The 17,907-nt window shown below is 72.0% G+C and carries 11 protein-coding genes; 2 read left to right on the top strand and 9 right to left on the bottom strand.

Annotation, left to right across the window (positions count from 1 at the left end; translation table 11 throughout):
* Window positions 1-55: 55 nt before the first annotated feature.
* From AB0L34_RS25820 to AB0L34_RS25830, 3 genes are all read right to left on the bottom strand, one after another.
* Complete coding sequence (locus AB0L34_RS25820; protein ID WP_363707326.1) at window positions 56-3,802, bottom strand: S8 family serine peptidase; 3,747 nt, start codon at window positions 3,800-3,802, stop codon at window positions 56-58.
* A 205-nt stretch (window positions 3,803-4,007) separates the two neighbouring features.
* A complete protein-coding gene (locus AB0L34_RS25825; RefSeq protein ID WP_363707328.1) occupies window positions 4,008-5,213 on the bottom strand; it encodes a low temperature requirement protein A in 1,206 nt (401 codons plus the stop codon).
* A gap of 269 nt (window positions 5,214-5,482) precedes the next feature.
* A complete protein-coding gene (locus AB0L34_RS25830; protein WP_363707330.1) occupies window positions 5,483-6,103 on the bottom strand; it encodes a helix-turn-helix domain-containing protein in 621 nt (206 codons plus the stop codon).
* 63 nt (window positions 6,104-6,166) lie between these two features.
* Between AB0L34_RS25830 and AB0L34_RS25835 the strand changes: the two genes are divergently transcribed.
* Window positions 6,167-6,757, top strand: a complete 591-nt coding sequence (locus tag AB0L34_RS25835) for a dienelactone hydrolase family protein (RefSeq protein WP_363707332.1) — start codon at window positions 6,167-6,169, stop codon at window positions 6,755-6,757.
* Between the two features lie 12 nt (window positions 6,758-6,769).
* On the opposite strand, the gene AB0L34_RS25840 is transcribed toward AB0L34_RS25835, so the two are convergent.
* Genes AB0L34_RS25840 through AB0L34_RS25865 form a run of 6 tightly spaced genes read right to left on the bottom strand, consistent with a single transcriptional unit; the run spans window position 6,770 to window position 12,832 of the window.
* Window positions 6,770-7,528, bottom strand: coding sequence for an NAD(P)-dependent oxidoreductase (locus AB0L34_RS25840; protein WP_363707334.1), 759 nt, complete (start codon window positions 7,526-7,528; stop codon window positions 6,770-6,772).
* 5 nt (window positions 7,529-7,533) lie between these two features.
* Complete coding sequence (locus AB0L34_RS25845) at window positions 7,534-8,679, bottom strand: mandelate racemase/muconate lactonizing enzyme family protein (RefSeq protein WP_363707336.1); 1,146 nt, start codon at window positions 8,677-8,679, stop codon at window positions 7,534-7,536.
* A complete protein-coding gene (locus AB0L34_RS25850; RefSeq protein WP_363707337.1) occupies window positions 8,676-9,566 on the bottom strand; it encodes an SMP-30/gluconolactonase/LRE family protein in 891 nt (296 codons plus the stop codon). The genes AB0L34_RS25845 and AB0L34_RS25850 overlap by 4 nt, the downstream gene beginning before the upstream one ends.
* Window positions 9,550-10,368, bottom strand: a complete 819-nt coding sequence (locus tag AB0L34_RS25855; RefSeq protein WP_363707339.1) for a carbohydrate ABC transporter permease — start codon at window positions 10,366-10,368, stop codon at window positions 9,550-9,552. The genes AB0L34_RS25850 and AB0L34_RS25855 overlap by 17 nt, the downstream gene beginning before the upstream one ends.
* Window positions 10,368-11,360 carry a sugar ABC transporter permease gene (locus AB0L34_RS25860; RefSeq protein WP_363707341.1) on the bottom strand — a complete coding sequence of 331 codons (993 nt, stop codon included), beginning with the start codon at window positions 11,358-11,360 and terminating at the stop codon, window positions 10,368-10,370. Before AB0L34_RS25860 ends, AB0L34_RS25855 begins: the two co-directional genes overlap by 1 nt.
* Window positions 11,357-12,832: an extracellular solute-binding protein gene (locus AB0L34_RS25865; protein WP_363707343.1), complete on the bottom strand. Its 1,476-nt coding sequence runs from the start codon at window positions 12,830-12,832 to the stop codon at window positions 11,357-11,359. The genes AB0L34_RS25860 and AB0L34_RS25865 overlap by 4 nt, the downstream gene beginning before the upstream one ends.
* Before the next feature lie 293 nt (window positions 12,833-13,125).
* Between AB0L34_RS25865 and AB0L34_RS25870 the strand changes: the two genes are divergently transcribed.
* Window positions 13,126-17,814, top strand: coding sequence for an NEW3 domain-containing protein (locus AB0L34_RS25870; protein ID WP_363707344.1), 4,689 nt, complete (start codon window positions 13,126-13,128; stop codon window positions 17,812-17,814).
* Window positions 17,815-17,907: the final 93 nt, after the last annotated feature.

Raw genomic sequence — 17,907 nt, forward strand, 5'->3', positions numbered from 1 at the left:
ACAACCCGTGTCAGAGCAGGTCGCACCGCCCCCCGCGCCGGCGACCGTGGGACGGTTATCCCCGCAGCTTGTAGGCGCGGGTCACGGTCTGCTCGACGGTGTTGCCGTCGGCGTCGGTGGCCTGCACCCGCAGGGAGACGAATCCGTTGGTGTCGGCCAGCGCCGGGCTCTTGACGGTGCCCTTGACGGTGGCATCACCCCCGGCGGTGACGGTCACCTGCTGCCAGGTGGCGCCGTCGTCGTAGGAGGCCCACAGCTTCGCCTCGCGGATCCGCGGGCCGGCCAGGCCCTTCGGGTACCAGAAGTCGAGGCTGATGTCGGCCGTCGACTGCGCCTGCACGCTGTTGTCGAGAGCGACGTCGAGGTCGTAGCCGACCGACAGCACCGGCAGAAGCGCCCGGTCGCCGATCGGCTGGGAGTGGAACGTCCAGGCGGTGTTCACCTTGGTGGAGGTCGTCCACCACGGCTGGTCCCGCCGCACGTCCGTCACCACGCGGTACTCGGCACGCTCGGGCGTCATCGGGAAGGCCACCGCCGCGGCCGGAGCGGACCCGAGCAACTGGCCGTCGCGGTACACGGCGGTCAGTTCCTTGTCGGTGTTGTTCGGCATCGTCCAGTACTGACCGGTCGCCGCGTCCAGGAGGCCGGTGGCAAGCACGACGCCCACGTCGCCGATCCGGACGGCTCCCTCCGGGTGGCCGGCGGGTATGGCGGACCGGACGACGGGCTTGTTCCATGCCCGGGTCAGTCGCTGCCCGGGCTGCAGCACCGACTGGGCCGTCTGCTGGAAGCCGGGCAACGGCTCCCACACGCCGGCCGGTGCCATGAGCTCCCACGTCGGCCGGCCGGCGGTGACGTACTCGGTGAGGGACCTCGGCATGGTCGTCCGGATGAGGGTCATGACGATGAAGGACTGCAGCGGCGAGGTGAGGAACCGGGCGTAGCCCGCCTCGGTGCCGGGCGTCGAGGCGTGGAACGACGTGTCGACCGTGGCCAGTTCCTCGGCGCTGACCTGGTAGCGCTGGTCGGCCGAGATGCCGTGCTGGTACTTGAGCAGCTCGTAGGAGTACGGGCTCACCGCCGTCCCCTTGAGCTGGATCATGACGTCGCCGCGGCGGGCGAGACCGGCCAGTCGAGCGCCCTGCTCGCCGGAGAGGGTCATGGCCGGGATGACGGTCGGGGTCTTCCGGTAGACGTCGGTACCCCACTGCGCGGGGACGTCGTTGTAGATGATGATCATGCCGGCGCCGGCCACCGCCGCGTTCTCGATCTGCTGCGACGGGGTGACGTCGTTGCTGCGCCGTACCAGCGCCAGCGTGCCCTTGACGGCCTTGCCCGCGTAGTCCTGCGGCCGTCCGATGCCGGCGTCCACCACGCGCAGGACCTGGGTGCCGTCGAAGCGCGCGGAGCCGACCCAGCCGCCGACGTACTCCGGCGTGATCGGGAAGGCTCCGGGACTGACGAGTCGCGCCTCCAACGAGGGTGCCGCCAGGGTCCAGGCCAGCCGGTGCTCGAGGTTCTCGTCCTTGAGCTGCGACGGGATGGCGTGCAGCTTCGTGTGGCCGTTGAATTCGGTCTGCAGCCCGTACATGAGCGACTTGTCGTCCTTCAGCAGCGACATCCCCAGCCGGACGCGTTGCGGCTGGCTCGGCTTGGGCGTCTGGATGCCGACCTGGCTCGACTTGCTGCCGTCGAAGGTGATGGTGCGGTCGGAGTCGACGAGCACGCCTGATTCCGCGCCGTAGACGTGGTCCCGGACCTGCAGATAGTCAGGGGTGAACCGGTAGGTGCCCGATGCGAAGGCGTACTCGCCGCGGGGCAGCCTCAGCTCCAGGGTGCCCTCGGCGCCGAGGATGAAGTGGATGTCGGCGGGCCCGGGATCGTCGAGATCGAAGACCCAGATGCTGCTGTAGGTGGACGCCGGCGCCTTGCCGTCCAGGTCCGTCAGCTTCACGCTCACGTTGAAGCGCTCCGGGTCCCGGACGAAGCCGACGGCCGTCGTCACGACCGTCCCGCCGTCGGCGGAGGTGGCAGTGACGTGCGCGCCGTACGTCCCGACCGGCACCACGCCGCTGTTGGCGGTGACCGTCACGTCGGCCGCGCCACGGGCCGGCACGGTCACCGTGTCGGCGCCCAACGTCAGCGCCCCGGCCGGCAACTGCCCGTCGGAGCCCTTGGTCGCCAGCGCGAGGGTGACCGGCTGGTCGCCGTCGTTGACGTAGGTGATCTGCTTGGCGACCGGGGCGGTCGACTCCCACGCCTGCAGGCCGAAGTCGACCACGCCGGGCCCGGACACCGGCTGCCGCACGGCGCGGCTCACGTCGGTGCGGCCGGCGCCCTGGGCGTACACCGAGGTGTCCGCCGTGGTCTTCGCCGTGCTGACGAGCTGGCCCTTCAGCCGCGCCGGAGTCCAGTCCGGGTGCTGCTGGGCCAGGATCGCGGCCGCACCCGCCACGTGCGGGGTGGCCATGGAGGTGCCGCTGGCGGCGGTGTAGTGGTCGCCCGCGGGGGTGCCCATGCTGGTGCCGGCCGCCCGGGCGGCGACGATGTTCGCGCCGGGGGCGGTGATCTCCGGCTTGAGGGCGCCGCTGGCGAGCGGGCCACGGCTGGAGAAGGAGGTGACCGCGTCGGCGCGGTCCACGGCGCCGACCGTCAGCGCCGACGCGGCGATGCCGGGCGAGCCGACAGTCGTCGCCCCGGGCCCGGAGTTCCCGGACGCGATGGTGAACAGCACGCCCGTCTCGGCCGTCAGCTGGTCGACCGCCTCGGACATCGGGTCGGCTCCGTCGCCGGCCGTGCCGCCCAGGCTCATCGAGACGACCTTCGCGCCCGAGTGGGCCGCCCAGTCCATCCCGGCGATGATCCACGACTCCTCGCCGCCACCCGCGTCGCTCAGCACCTTGCCGACGAGCAGTTGCGCGCCGGGCGCGACGCCCTTGTACTTGCCGCCGGAGGCCGCGCCCGTGCCGGCGATCGTGGCGGCGACGTGGGTGCCGTGCCCGTGCCCGTCCTGGACGGACTCACCCGGCACGAAGCTCTGGCTCTCAGCGATCTTGCCGGCCAGGTCCGGGTGGTTCAGGTCCGCGCCGGTGTCCAGCACGGCGACCTTCACGCCGGTGCCGTCGTATCCGGCGGCCCACGCGGCCGGCGCGCCGATCTGCGGCACGCTCTCGTCGAGCAGGGCGTTCACCTTGCCGTCCAGCCAGATCCGCTCGATGCCCCCGGCGAGCCGGGCCTTGGGGGTACGGGCCCTGGCGGTGTCGTCGTCGACGGCCTCCCAGAACGTGGCGGCCTGCTTCTTGTCAGCGGCGATGGCGGCGCCCCGGACGCTGGGCAGGCTCCGCTTCATCCGGCTGCCGGCGGGGGCGGCCGGTGCGGCCTTGCCCGCCGCCCGGGCCGGGTACTTCACGATCAGCGGGATCGACGTGGCGTGCGCGTCGTCGTAGCCCTGCGCGATCAGGCCCGTGACGTTGAACAGCCGCCTGTCCACCTGGCCGGACGCGATGAACGGCTCGACAGCCAACGGTACGACGTACACGTCGGTGCCGACCGAGTAGGTGCGGAAGTTGCCGACCGGGCCGTCGTGCGGGGTGACGGTGATCGCCGGCTTGCCGCCCTGCGTCGTCACCGTGACCACGTCACCGGTCACGAGGGTGACCCGTGCCGCCTTCGACGGCGGTGGTACGGCGGCGGTTACCTCGCCGGCAGGCGCCGGCGGCTTGCCGTGCGCGCTCGCGCCGACGGTCGCGACGAGTGTCGCGGCGAGCGCGACGCCGAGCAGCGTCGATCTTCTTGTTCGCATTGACCTGGCCCCTCCTTCTGCCGGTACCTGAGCTCCGTACCGGTGGGGCAAAGCTTCGTGAAGACGGGGGCGGCCGCGCTACGGCTGCGCCTGGCGAACACTGGACATGTCAGGTCGCCGCCACAGCCGATCGGAGGGTGCGCATACATCGCTACCGACCCGTGACCACCGTCGGCCGGCGCGCGGCGGCCGGCGCGGCGGGGCGCTAGGGGCGTGGTTCTCGCCCGCGGGGCGGCGGTGGCGGGGTCGGTTCGCTGGGACGGACCCTCCAGGAGACGGCGTCCGTCGCGGCGATCCCGCCGAGGATGACGACGGCCACCACGGCGATCAGGATTGGCGGAAGGAACGCGACCACGGGCGCCAGCGCGACCAGCAGGAGCAGTCCGATCACCCGGGACAGGGCGACCCGGCTGAAGGACAGGTAGTCGAGTCGGGCCCGGCCGGCCAGGTAGATCGCCGGTCCGCAGAGGATGACGGCGGACCAGGCGAGGTTGGGCCCGGCGAACGGGTGGGTGATGATGATTTCGTCGCCGACCGAGCTGAGCACGATGCCGCCGGCCATGAGCAGGTGGGCGTACGAGGCGGACCGGCTGAACACCGCCGGCGTGGTGCTCGCCGCGATCACGGCCGGGAGCAGCAGCCCGGCCCGGTAGAAGTAGATGCGCCACAGCAGCGTGGTGATGGCGAACGTCAGCAGGAACGCGATCACCCGGTCCCGCTCGAAGCCGAGCGCGGCGAACTGTCCGCCGGCCGCCAGGATCGACTCACCGAACGCGACGATCATGATCTGCTGGTAGCGCTCGGCGAGGTGCTCCGCGGAGACCGCCTGCGTGGTGATCCGGGCCGGACCGAGCTTGGGCAGCCGGAAGTCCAGCCGACTCATGACGTACCCGAGGACGGCGGCGACGAGCCAGATCACCACCCGGGTGTTGCCGTCGGTCAGCGCGCCCGCGATCCACAGCACTCCGGAGATGCAGGACCAGATGAACTGCTGCAGGGAGCCGATCGTCACCTCCTGGCCGTGCATCGCGACCGTGACGAACAGTGCGCGGCCGACCTGGATGAGGACGTAGGCGGCGGCGAAGATCATGCCGTCCTCGGCGAACGCCTTGGGCACCGCGCCCGCCATGATCAGGGTGCCGAGCATGATCGGGATGATCACGAGTTGGATCGCGGGCTGGGCGGGGTTGAGGCGGTTGGTGGTCCAGGCGGTGAAGACCCAGACCCACCAGAACGCGGCGAGCAGGATCCCGGTGTGCAGCGCGCCGAGCCAGGTGAGGTCGCTGAACAGGGTGTGGGACAGCCGGGTCAGCGCGAAGACGAAGATCACGTCGAAGAAGAGCTCGACGTAGGTGGCGCGCTGGGGCTCGGCGTGATCCCTCAGGAGGTCGCGCGGGTCGCCGGCGGTCATCGGCGCGCCCGTTCCGTCGGTCCTGGCATACCTGCCATCAGTCGTACCGTGCGCCGCGCCGCCGTCGGCCTGGCTCACGCCGACGCATGTCGAACACCCGCGCCTCCCGCTCTCCGCAACCACTGCGGCGACCTGCATGCCGGGTGGGGTTGGCCGGTCCGGTCCTGCGCCGCGCGTCGACGGCCAGGTCCGGCGCGCCGGTCGAGGGGAAGTGCAGGCCACCCGGGGCAGGTCAGAAGGGTGTGACGTCCGACCGGAGGGCCTGCCGGTCAGGGTACATCGGACGGATCGGCCGGCACGGAGCGATTGACAGCATCCGATGGCCCGGCGTCGGGGAGGGTGGGAGCGTCGGTGGGGTAGAGGCCGGCGACGAAGCCGTACACCTGGTCGCCGGACCGGGGGATCTGGGCGAACCGGCGGGCGAGTTCCTGGACCTGCGCCCAGAAGTTGCGTACCTCCTCGACGGGGATACGGGCGTGCACGAGTGTGCACCGCAGGTCGTCGGCCGCGTGGGCGGCAGCCGACTCGGCGGTCGCCTGCGCGAGCCCGTTGATGGCGGCCACGACCTGCTTGTCCTCGCTGCGGCTGAGCACGCCGACGTAGAACGTACGGGCGGCCCGGCCGTAGTACCGCTCCTCGATCGCCCGAACGCGGCGGGTACGGACCACGCGCAGGAGACCGACGTCGACGAGAAGGTTCACGTGGTAGGCGACGCTGCTCTTGGGGCGGTCGACCGCCTGGGCCATCTCGGTGACCGTGGCGGCCCGTTCGAGGAGCAGCTCCAGGAGCGTGGCGCGCAGCGGGTCGGCCAGCGCCCGCAGCTGCTCGGGCGCGGTGACCACGAGCATCTCTTCGAGGTCGTAGTCCGGGATCCGCTCATTGACCGACATTTCTCGACCGTTCTAATATTGTGGATCGTTTGATCCTCGCCGTCCGATGTCAGGAGTGTAGAGATGGCCGAAGTCGTGCTGTTCCACCACGTGCAGGGGCTCACCGACGGGATGCGCGCGTTCGCCGAGCAGTTACGCGCCGGCGGACACACGGTGCACACGCCGGACCTGTTCGACGGCGAACGACCGGCGACCCTCGAGGACGGGCTCGCGCTGACCCGGCGCATCGGAGGTGAGGTGCTCGACGAGCGCGCCGACCGAGCCGTGGCCGACCTCCCCGGAGAGCTGGTCTATGCCGGCATCTCCTTCGGCGCCGCCACGGCCCAGCGGATGGCCCAGACCCGGCCCGGCGCGCGCGGCGCGCTGCTCTACGAAGCCTGCCTTCCGATCACCGGCGAGTGGGCCGTCGGGCCGTGGCCCACCGGGGTCCCGGTGCAGATCCACGGCATGGACAAGGACCCGTTCTTCGCGCTGGAGGGCGACATCGACGCCGCACGCGAACTGGTCGCGACGGTCGGAGCCGACCTGGGCGAGCTGTGCGTCTACCCGGGCGACCAGCACCTGTTCGCCGACAGTTCGCTGCCGTCGTACGACGCGGAGGCGACGGCGCTGGTGGTGCGGCGATCGCGGCAGTTCCTCGACCGGGTGGGCTGACCCGCGACGGGCTCAGCCCTGCCCGCCCCGGCACAGCGTCGACGGGCCGTCGGGCGCGCTGTCCCGGTACGCCTCCGAGTCCAGGACCGGCGCGTAACCGAGGTCGCGCCGGGCCGCGTCGAGGTCGAAGAGCGCCCGGGTGTTCGCCGAGGTGATGGTGTACGCCCCGAAGCGGACGTCGGCCCGCAGGGCCCGGCGTACCGCCTGGCCCAGGTCCGCCGGGCCGAGCCAGGCGTCGAACCAGCCGTGCGTCGGCGGCACGGGACGGCAGCCGCCGAGGCGCAGACAGACCACGGAGAGGGCACCCGAGTCCGCGTACACCCGGGCGGCGGCCTCGCCGAAGACCTTGGTGGCGCCGTAGCGGCAGCACGGGTGGGGCGGCCACGAGTCGCGTATCGGACCGGGCGCGGGCCGGGCGGCCGGTGGGTGGTAGCCGCCGAGGACGTGGACGGAGCTGGCGAGCACCACCCGGCGTACGCCCGCCTCCGCGGCCGCCGCCAGGACCCGGGTCGGCACCTCGACGTTGGGGCCGTGCAGCCGGTCCCAGCCCTCGCCCGGCCGCGGGTTCCCGGCCAGGTGCACGACCGCGTCCACCCCGGCGCAGAGCCGCTCGGCGAACCCCCGGTCGGCGAGGTCGCCGGGCACCACCTCCGCCGGCCCGACCGGCTGCGGGGCGCGCAGGTCGGTCAGCCGCAGCTCGTGTTCTCCGGCGAGTTGCGGCACGAGCAGCCCGGCCACCCCGCCGGCCGCGCCGGTCACCAGTACCCGCATCCCGGTCACCAGTTCGTGAAGGAGCCGTCGCGGCGGTGGTAGACCGGCAGCGGGGCCGGACCGCCGGGGTCGAGCCCGCGGGCGGCGGCGAGGTCGAGCTCGATGCCGAGGCCGGGCCGCTCCGCCGGCCTGATCCGGCCGGAAGTCAGCACGGGGCCGGCGGTCAGCACCGGCGAGGGCGGGAACTCGGGCCACGGCTGCTCCTGGACGGAGACGTTGGGCAGGACCAGGTTCAGGTGTGCGGAGGCGGCGGCGGTGACCGGGCCGAGCGGGTTGTGGGTGGCCAGGTTGATGTGGTGGGCCTCGGCCATCGCCGCGATCTTGCGGGCCTCGGTGAGCCCCGTGTTGGCCACGTCGACGCGGGCGTGGTCGATCAGCTCACCCTCGATCAGCGGCCGGAACTCCCACTTCGTGCCGAGCTGTTCACCCGCCGCCAGCGGGACGGCGGTGCGCCGGCGCAGCATCCGGTAGCCGTCGAGGTGTTCGCTGCGCAGCGGGTCCTCGACGAAGTACGGCCGCAACGGCTCCAACTCCCGGCACAGCGTCACGGCCTGCGGGGGCTCCAACCGGGTGTGTACGTCGAGCAGCAGCTCGACGTCGTCGCCCAGCGCGGCGCGGAGCCGTTCCACGGTCGCGACGGTGTGCCGCAGGGCCCTCCGCTGGTCGTACTCGCCGTCGGCGTCCGGGCTGTTCGCCGGCACCCGCAGGTACCGCCATCCGGCTGCCACGAGCCGCTCGGCCTCGGCCACCGTCGCGGCCGGGTCCCTGGCGTCGCCGACGCGGACGTGCACATAGCATTCGACGTGGTCCCGGGAGGCGCCGCCGAACAGTTGGTGCAGCGGCACGCCGAGTGTCTTGCCGCGCAGGTCCCACAGCGCCACGTCGATCGCGGCGAGCACGGAGGCGAGCACCCCGTTCGCCGGGAAGAACCCCGACCGGGAGAGGACCTGCCAGAGGTGTTCGATCCGGCTCGGATCGGCGCCCGCCAGCTGCTCGGCGAAGTCCTCGACCGCGCCGCGGACGGCCCGCCAGCGGGAGCGCATGCCGACCTCGCCGACGCCGTACTCGCCGGCGTCGGTGTGCACGACCACCAGCAGCATGGCGCTCGTGTCCTGCGGCACGGTCAGCAGCTCCAGGTGTGTGATCTTCACGCCGCCCCCCAGGTGTGCGCCGGCGCCGCGTCGATCCCGACGTCGACGGCGAAGATCCGGCCGCTGTCCGGCGCCGCGCGCCGGGTCGCCTCGTCCAGCCCGATCCAGGCCGTCGTCACCACGAGGGTGCCGGCGACCAGGCAGACGGCGGTCGGCCGGGGCACCGGCAGCCGCACCCGGGCCAGCGGGGTGCCGTCCGGGGCGAAGCGGCGGACGCACCAGCCGTCCCACATCGCCACCCAGAGGCAACCCTCGGCGTCGACGCAGAGGCCGTCGGGGGTGGCGTCGTCGCAGTCGACGAGGACCCGCGGGTCGCCGGCCGCGCCGGCCGCCGGGTCGTAGCGGTAGCCGGTGAGTCGGCGGCGCCGGCTGTCCACGTGGTACATCGTCTCCCCCGCGGGGTCGAACCCGAGCCCGTTCGCGCACCCGACGCCGTCCAGCACCGTCGCCACCGAGCCGTCCGGCTCCAGCCGGTAGAGCGCGCCGGACCAGGGTTCCGCGCCGCCCAGGATCTGGCTTCCGGCGAGGAACCGGCCGTACGGGTCGCAGCCGCCGTCGTTCATCTGGGTGCGCGGCGCGGCGACGTCACCACCGAGCGGGCGTACCGTGCCGTCGGCCGAGACGTGCCGGAACCCCCGCCCGGCCGCCACGACCCAGCCCGCGCCGGCGGCGGCGAGCGGCGCCACGGCCCCGGTCGCCGCCCCGACGTCGTACCCGGCCAGCACCTCGATCCGGTCGCCGCCGAAGCGCCCCCGCCACAGCCGGCCGGCGCGGATGTCCACCCAGAGCAGTTCACCGGTGCGCGGATCCAGCCGCGGACCCTCGCCGAGTTCGTAGCGCTCGGCGGACACCGGGTGCGCGAGCACAGTGTCAGGACTTGACGGCACCGGCGATCCCCTCCACGAACGTACGCTGCAGGAACAGGAAGATCGCGATGATCGGCAGCAGGCTGATCGTCGCCGCGGCGGCCAGTCCGCCCCAGTCGGTGGCCTCCTGGCCGAAGAAGCTGTACATGCCGACGCCGAGCGTGCGCAGTTCCGGCCGCCCCAGGGTGAACACCAGCGGGATGAAGAAGGCGTTCCACGCCGCCATGAAGTTGAACAGCGCCACGGTGCCGATCACCGGCTTGGCCAGCGGCAACATGATCCGGAAGAAGATGCGCGGGTAGCCGGCGCCGTCGATCCGGGCCGCGTCCTCCAGTTCCTGCGGCATGCCGGCGAAGTACCCCATGAACAGCAGGATGGGTACGACGTGCGCCGGCCCGGCGGTGGCCAGCACCGCACCGAGCAGCCCGTTGCTCAGCCCGAGCCCGTCGACCAGCTTGAAGATCGGAATGATCGTGTAGCCGTGCGGGATGAACATGGTGGCGATGAGCAGCCCGACGATCACCTTCTTGCCGGGCAGGTCGCCCCGGCCGAGGGCGTACCCGGAGGTGGCGGAGACCAGCAGGACGATGGCCACGGTGGTGACGGAGAAGACGACCGTGTTGGACAGGTAGGTGCCGAAGTGCGCCGTGTCCCAGGCCCGGGTGAAGTTGTCGAGGCTCCACTCCTCCGGCAGCACCGAGAGCCCGCCGAGGAAGACCTCCCGCTCCGACTTGAAGGCCGTGGAGACCATCCAGACGAAGGGGTAGACCCAGACCGCGCAGAGCGGCACCAGCAGCAGGTGCCAGAGGTGCATCCGACGCATCAGCGGCTCCCCTTCAGGTACTGCCGGCGCAGCAGCGGTGCCTGCAGTGCCGTCATCACCAGCGTGATGACCCCGAAGACGACGCCGGCGGCGCAGGCGAAGCCGTAGCGGGGCGCGTTGAGTTCGGGGTTGAAGGCGTACCGGTAGATGTAGGTGGCGACCACGTCGGTGGCGTAGTTGGGGCCGGCCTGCGTCATCGCCTGCACCAGGTCGAACGGGTTCATGCTCTTCTGGAAGGTGAGCAGCAGGATCACCACGCCGATCGGGGCGATCACCGGGAGGGTGACGTGCCGCAGCGTCTGGCGCCCGTTCGCGCCGTCGACCTTCGCCGCCTCGTACAGGTCCTCGGGGACGGTCTGCAGCGCGGCGAGCCAGTAGACGAGGGTGATGCCGAAGCCCTTCCACACGTCGACCGCCATGACCGTCGGCAGGGCCGACGACTCGGACAGGAAGCTCACCGGCGAGTCGACGATCCCGGCGGAGCGCAGCACCTCGTTGACGAACCCGCCGGCCGGGTCCAGCAGGACCGCGAAGACGATGCCGACCACCGCCGTGGTGGTCACCACCGGCAGGAACAGGAACAGCCGGTAGAGGTTGCGCCCGCGCAGCCGGCGGCTGTTGAGCAGGATCGCCACGAGCAGCGCCAGCGGCATCTCGACGCAGATCGCGGCCAGGGAGAAGAGGAACGAGTTGCGGAAGGCGTGCCAGAACCGCTCGTTGCCGAGCACCTCGGTGAAGTTGGCGAGGCCGACCCACTCGGTGGCCGGGCCCACCCCGTCCCAGTCGAAGAACGAGTACCACCAGCTCGCCACCATCGGCCAGAGCGTGAAGGCCACGAAGAGCAGCAGCATCGGGGCGAGGAAGACGTACTGCCAGGCGTGCCGGCGCAGCCTGCCGGGGCGGCGGCGCCGGGCGGCGGCGGGAGTGGGCCGGGGTGGCGCCGCCGCCGGTTCGGCGGCGCCGCCCGGGGCGACGGTGGGGGTGCTGGTCACTTCTGGCTCGGGGTGAACGGCTGCAGCGGGTCCCACCCGGGGAAGGTGAGGTCGGCGCGCGAGGCCGGCACCCCCTTGCCCGACAGGGTCTTGATCTGCTCGTCGATGAAGGCGTCGAGCTTGCCGTTGAGGTTCGCGGCGGCCGGACCGAAGGGCTGGTTGCGCAGGATGGCCGGCAGGGCGATCTCGGACCACTGGAGATCCTGCTTGCCGCGGATGGCCGCCATCAGCTGCGCGCCGCCCTTGGTGGCGAGGATCGGGTTGGGGATGAGCCGCACGGTCTGCGTGGCGACGTCCATGATCGCCTTCTGGTCCGCGTTGTTCGCCGCCTTGTCCTGCCAGGCGCTCTCCAGGGCGGTCAGGGTGCCGAACTTCTCGTAGTACGCCCGGTGGAACTCCTTGGAGGCGAGGAAGTCCATCACCTTCCACGCCTGCTCCGGGTGCTTGGACTGGGCCGACATGGACCACAGCGGGCTGAAGCTCGCCGTCTGTCCCGAGTAGCCGCCGCGCCCGGCCGCCGGCACGGGCACGGCCGCGATGGTCATGTCGAGCTGCGGGTTCAGCTTGCGGACCTCGTTGATCTGGAACGGGGAGGCGAGGAACATCGCCAGCTCGCCCTTGGCGAACGCGGTGTGCACCTTGCCCGCGTCCGTCCAGGTCTCCCAGCCCGGAGTCATGCTCTTCGCGGCGTGCATCCGCCTGAGCAGGTCGACCGCCGCGGCGAGCGACGGGTGGGTGACGGCCGCCCGGCCGGTGCGCAGGTCGATGCCGTTGTCGATCGAGGCCGGTCCGGCGGTGTGCTGGAGCATGCGGGCCAGGACGCTCTTGCTCCACGGGCCCGCGAAGCCGAACGTCCTGCCCCCGCCGGCGCGGGTGATCGCGGCGGCAGCCTGCTCCAACTCCTCCCAGGTCTTCGGGGCGGCGGTGACCCCGCCCGTCTTCGCGGCGGTGTTGTTCACCAGGAGGAACCGCACCACGGACCACTTTCCCCAGACCAGCGGCAGCGTGTAGAGCCTGCCGTCGCGGTGCAGTCCGGACGTGGCGGGGTCGAGGCTGCCCTCGGGGAACCGGGCCTTGAACTCGTCGGTGACGTACTGGTCGAGCGGCGCGATCCAGCCGCGTTCGAAGATGCGGTCGAAGCCCTGGTCCTGGGCGCGGAAGACGTCCGGCGCGTTGCCCTGCTGGAAGCTGAGTTCGATGGCGTTGATCTGCTGGTCGCTCGGGTTCTCGATGACCTGGACCTTGATGCCCGGGTTCTTCTCCTCGAACAGGTCGAACTGTTCGCGGTAGAACTGGGAGGCGCCGGAGGGGTCGGGCACCAGCATGACCTTGATCGTCACCGTGTCCCCGCTGGACCCGTCGCCACTGCCGACCAGGTTGCACGCGGTGGTCAGCCCGCCCGCCGCGGTCGCGGCCGCACCCACGCCCAGGATCCGCAGCAAGGACCGGCGGGTGAGCTCTGGTTGCTTCATGTCCTACTCCTGTTCGATCACCGGTTGGCGGAGCCGCTCGGCCAACGAGGGCGAGGCTTCGGTCTGTTTCGTCGCGGTGAAGAGCGTGTTGAGGACAGTAGCTTCACCTACCACCTCGTGCAATAGGCATCCGCCATGTGGGTCAGATACGCACGGAGGCCGCGAGCCGCCCTGGGGCGACTGACGTCGCGCCGTACGGCGCGAAGCGGGACGGAGCGTCTACCACCGAGCACGCATACCCCTCCCGACGGGCGCCCTTGACACGGGAATTGATTGCATTAACTATCCATTTCATGGATGTGAAGCCCACAGTATCGAGGCGGCATCGTTCCTTACTCACCCTCTTCCTCGTCCTGGCGGCACTGGTGCTGCCCTCCGGGACGGCCGTCGCGGCGCCGACCAACCAGGACCAGGCTCCCTTCGCCACCCCGTTGCGCGAGACGGACAAGCCCGACCTGCGCATCCGGCAGGTGGCCACCATCGAGGGCGACCACCACCGGATGATCTTTCACCACGCCACCTGGCGCGGCGGGCAGACGTACCTGCGGGACATCAAGGTCCGCACCCCCGGCGGCTGGCTGCCCGTCACCGACGCCGAGCGCCGCTTCGACGAGCAGTGGCTCGTGCTCAGCGGCGCGAACGGCACACCGACCGACTACTACAGCTCCATGAACCCCGGCTGGGTCGGCTTCACCGGACTCCGCACCGTCGACAGTCGCACCGTCGAGCTGCGCACCGGGGCGCCCGGGGCGTACGAACTGACCGTCCGCTGGTCGGTCGCGGGCGACAACCCCGAGGCGTCGTGGACCCTGACCGCCCGCCGCGCCGACAACTTCGTCGTCGGCTACCAGTCCCTCGACGTCACCGCCTTCGGCGACGTCGACGAGGTGCTCTGCGGCAGCCGCCAGCACGCCCGGGTCGTCTACGGCGCCGAGGCCCTGAGCGCCTGGGAGCTGATGGCCCCGGCCTGCATGCTGGAACGCACCGTCGCCGGACAGCAGGTGACCAGCGGGGTGTACGCACCCGCCGAGGCGATCCCGTTCGAGCACCAGCGCGAGGTCGGCGCGGACGGGCAACCGTTCGGGATGAGCCTGCGCAACGACACCGGCGGGGTGCAGCCGACCGCCTTCGCGCCGCAGGTCGGCCGGCACTCGCCGCTCGATGCCGGGCAGCGGCACCGGTTCACCTTCGGCGTCTACGCCCAGCCCGCGACCATGTACCAGGCCTACACCCGGTTGGTCCGCGACGAGTACGACTACTCCGCCTACCGGCGCAACATCTACGACACCTCGCTGACCGACACGGTGCACAACCTGGTCGACCTGGTGATGCGGGACTCCGACGCCGACGACAGCGAGACCTACCAGCGATCCCTGTCGGGCTGGTGGGACCGGGCGAAGGGCTTCGTGGACACCGAGAACGACCGGGCGGTGCGCACCGCCACCAGCGGTGTCCTGCTCGGCGCCTACTACCTGACCGGGAACCGGGAGCTCTACGACAAGCGGGCACGGCCGTCCCTGGAGTACCAGGTGTCGCGCAACAACATCGGTTGGACCCCGATCAAGCAGAACCCGGTCTACGGCGACACCAACGCCTGGCGCGTCGGCAGCGTGGCCGGGGACGCCTCCACCCTCGTGCCGCTCTACCAGCAGACCCGGGGCCAGGTGGCCGGCCTGCACGAACTGGCCCTGAAGTCGATCGAGGAGAGCCCCCGCAAGGACAGCCGGACGCCGGTCAGCACCCCGCTCGCGGCGTGGCGGCTCACCGGCGACCCGGCGTACCTGGCGGAGGCGAAGGCCGAGGCGGACCGCTACGTCACCGCCCAGATCGACCCGCCGTACACGACGAACATCGCCGAGAACGGCTTCCAGTTCAACTACTCCAAGGGCTGGGTGGAGCTGCTGGAGCTGTACGAGGAGACCGGCGAGAAGCGTTACCTGAACGCCGCCTACACCGAGGCGAAGCGGTTCGTCACGCAGACGATGGTGCGCCCGGTGCCCGAGGGCGACATCACCGTCAACGCCGACGGGTGGATCGACGCGCAGGTGGACCGCTGGAAGCCTCCCGTGACCTACGACTACCCGAAGAAGGACGTGCCGGCCGAGGAGGTGCCGGCCTGGATGGTCTCCACCAACGGCATGACCTTCGAGCAGCTGAGCACCTACAAGATCGCCGCGGGTCGGGAGAACCCCGGCGGCGGCCTCGTGATGAACCCGATCTGGGCGCCGTTCCTGCTGCGGCTCGCCGGCCACACCGGTGACGGGCTGCTCGCCGACGTGGCGCACAACCTCGTCGTCGGCCGCTTCACCAACTACCCCGGCTACTACTACCGCGAGTTCACCGCGGCCCAGATGCGCCCGGACTTCCCGCTGACCGGCCCGGCCGGACTCACCTCCATCTACTACCACCACATCCCGGCGCAGCTCGGGCTGGCGATGGACTACCTGCTCGCCGAGCACGCGTACCGCTCGCGCGGGAAGATCAGCTTCCCGGCCGCGTTCGAGACCAACTACGTCTACTTCAAGTACCACGTCTACGGCCATCAGCCCGGCACGTTCTACGGTGAGGACGGCGTCTGGCCGTACCTGCCCAAGGGCATCGTCGACGTCGCCGACCCGCAGTTGAACTGGGTCACCGGGCACGGCAACGACAGCCTCTACCTCAGCCTGACCAACGAGGCGACCGGCACCTCCCGCAGCGTCGTGCGCTTCGACCCCAAGGTCAGCGGGGTGCGCCCGGACCGGGAGTACAAGGTCGAGGTGATCCGCGACAACGGTTCCCGGGCCGCCACCACGATGCGCGGGGCGACCCTGCCGGTCACCGTCTCCGGCCGGGGTGTCACCGCGCTGGTCGTCCGTGGCGTGTCGGTGCCGGACGTCGCCCACCAGGTCGGCGGCGGGCAGGCCGACGTCGGGCGGGACAGCTACCATTTCGACGACGCGAGCCCGATCGGGACCGCCCGCGGGATGCTGCTGACCCGGCCGGACGGCACCGGCTACGACGCCTACCTGCAGGCGGCCACCGAGGCCCCGGCGACCCTGCACTGGTCGACCGACGGCGGCGCCACCTGGCACGAGCAGGCGGACCGGATCTACCCGAACGAGTGGACGATCCCGGTCGAGGATCTCGACACGTCGTTCCGGTACCGGATCAGCACCGACGCCGCCCAGACCGACGAGGCGACCCTGCGCCTGCCGCCGGCGGTGACCGGCCGCTGCCCGCCCGGGGCGCCGGTCTGCGGCGCGGTGACCCCCGCCTCACCCCACACCACCCCCGGCGACACCGTGGGGCTCGCCGTGACCGTCCGCAACGACGGCTCCGCCACCATCACCGACCCGGCGGTCACGCTGGACCTCCCGGCGGGCTGGTCGGCCCGGCCGGAGGGCACGCAGCCGTCCACCGTGCCGGCAGGGGCGGCGGCCACCTGGCGCTACGCGCTGACCGCCGCGCCCGACGCCGCCGGCACGGTGGCGCTCAAGGGGACGGTGAGCTGGCGCGGCGGCGAGGTGGCGCTGACCGCCGGTCGGCTCACCGTCAAGCCACCGACCCGGCTGAGCGCCCTCGTCGCGGCACCGACGGAACTCGCCGACCCGGGCGACGCCACCACGGTCACCGCCAGCGTGCTCAACGTCGGCCCGGCCACCGCCCGGGGCACGCTGCGCCTGACCCCGCCCGCCGGCTGGACGATCACACCGGCCAGCGTGCCGTACGAGGTCGCCGCCCGAGGGGAGGAGGCGTACCGCTTCACCCTCACCTCACCCGCCTCGGCCGAACGCGACCAGGCGTACCGGGTGACCGCGACGCTCGACGACGGCGCCGCGACCACGGCGCAGGTACGGATCGCCAGCGAGGATGTCATCGTCACCCCGCAGGACATCCGCCCCCGGTACACGGAGACCGGAGAGTGGCTCGCCAGCAGCCTGGCCGGGTACAACGGGGTCCCGTCGCGCTTCAGCGCGGAGGGCAAACTCGGCGGCACCGCCACCTGGCGGCCGGCCCTGACCGAGGCCGGGTGGTACGAGGTCGCCGTCTGGTACCCGTCCAACGCCGACACCACCAGGGAGGCCGACTACCTGGTGCGGCACCGCGACGGGGAGACGCCGGTGCGGGTCGACCAGCAGCAGGACGCGCGCACCTGGCGGGTCCTCGGGACCTTCCCGTTCGCCGCCGGCGAGGACGGCTTCGTCCGGATCACCGTCGACGACCCGGCCTTCCACCGGGTCAGCGCCGTCCGGTTCCGACCGGTGGATCCGGCCACGGTGCAGCCCCGGATCACCGGGCTCTCCGTCGACCCGGTGGCGGCGCCCGGGGGCAGCACCACGGTCACGGCCACCATCACCGCGACCGCCCTGGCGGGCGCGAGCGGCTGCGCCGCCCTCGGCCTGCCGGAGGGATGGAGCAGCACCCCGGCGTCCATCCCGGTCGCGCTGGCGCCGAACGCCGCGCAGCAGGTGAGCTTCACGATCACGGCTCCGCCCGGCGCGAGCGTCGGCGCGCTGCACGAGGTGGCCCTGCACGCGGCCGGGGCGGTCGGGCGGACGGCGGTACCCGTCGGCACACCGGACCCGACGCGGGCGGTCGTCGTCGACGACGGCCAGGACGGCTACACCGAGACGGGCGGCTGGACCGCCAGCACGCTCAAGGGGTACGCCGAGAGCACCACCCGCGTCGCCGGCGGCGGCACGGGCGCCGTCGCCACATGGCGGCCCACGCTGCCGGCCGGCGCCTACCGGGTCAGCGTGTGGTATCCGACGAACTCCACCACCACCACCGCGGCCACCTACCGGGTGGCGCACACCGCCGGCACCGACACCCGGACGGTCGACCAGACCAGGGACGCCGGGCAGTGGCGGGTGCTGGGCGCGTGGCACCTCGACCCGGCGACCGCCACGGTGCGCCTGTCGGCGCAGCAGGTCGGCCATCACCGGGCCGACGCCGTCCGGTTCGAACCGGTCGTCCCGGCGCGGACGCCGAGCTGCTGACCAGGGGTGCGGGGGGGCGGGGGGGGACGGGGGCGGGCCCCCCCCCGCCCCCAGGGTTGATGCGGATAGTGTTTTTAACACCCACGGGGTTTG

It is taken from the genome of Micromonospora sp. NPDC052213, from assembly GCF_040679695.1.
Lineage (GTDB): Bacteria > Actinomycetota > Actinomycetes > Mycobacteriales > Micromonosporaceae > Micromonospora.

What these genes read in the sequence shown, in the direction of transcription:
- AB0L34_RS25830 (WP_363707330.1), bottom strand. Translation starts at nt 6,103, where the DNA reads ATGTCGGTCAATGAGCGGATCCCGGACTACGACCTCGAAGAGATGCTC.
- AB0L34_RS25865 (WP_363707343.1), bottom strand. Translation starts at nt 12,832, where the DNA reads ATGAAGCAACCAGAGCTCACCCGCCGGTCCTTGCTGCGGATCCTGGGC.
- AB0L34_RS25840 (WP_363707334.1), bottom strand. Translation starts at nt 7,528, where the DNA reads ATGCGGGTACTGGTGACCGGCGCGGCCGGCGGGGTGGCCGGGCTGCTC.
- AB0L34_RS25825 (WP_363707328.1), bottom strand. Translation starts at nt 5,213, where the DNA reads ATGACCGCCGGCGACCCGCGCGACCTCCTGAGGGATCACGCCGAGCCC.
- AB0L34_RS25870 (WP_363707344.1), top strand. Translation starts at nt 13,126, where the DNA reads ATGGATGTGAAGCCCACAGTATCGAGGCGGCATCGTTCCTTACTCACC.
- AB0L34_RS25820 (WP_363707326.1), bottom strand. Translation starts at nt 3,802, where the DNA reads ATGCGAACAAGAAGATCGACGCTGCTCGGCGTCGCGCTCGCCGCGACA.
- AB0L34_RS25855 (WP_363707339.1), bottom strand. Translation starts at nt 10,368, where the DNA reads ATGCGTCGGATGCACCTCTGGCACCTGCTGCTGGTGCCGCTCTGCGCG.
- AB0L34_RS25835 (WP_363707332.1), top strand. Translation starts at nt 6,167, where the DNA reads ATGGCCGAAGTCGTGCTGTTCCACCACGTGCAGGGGCTCACCGACGGG.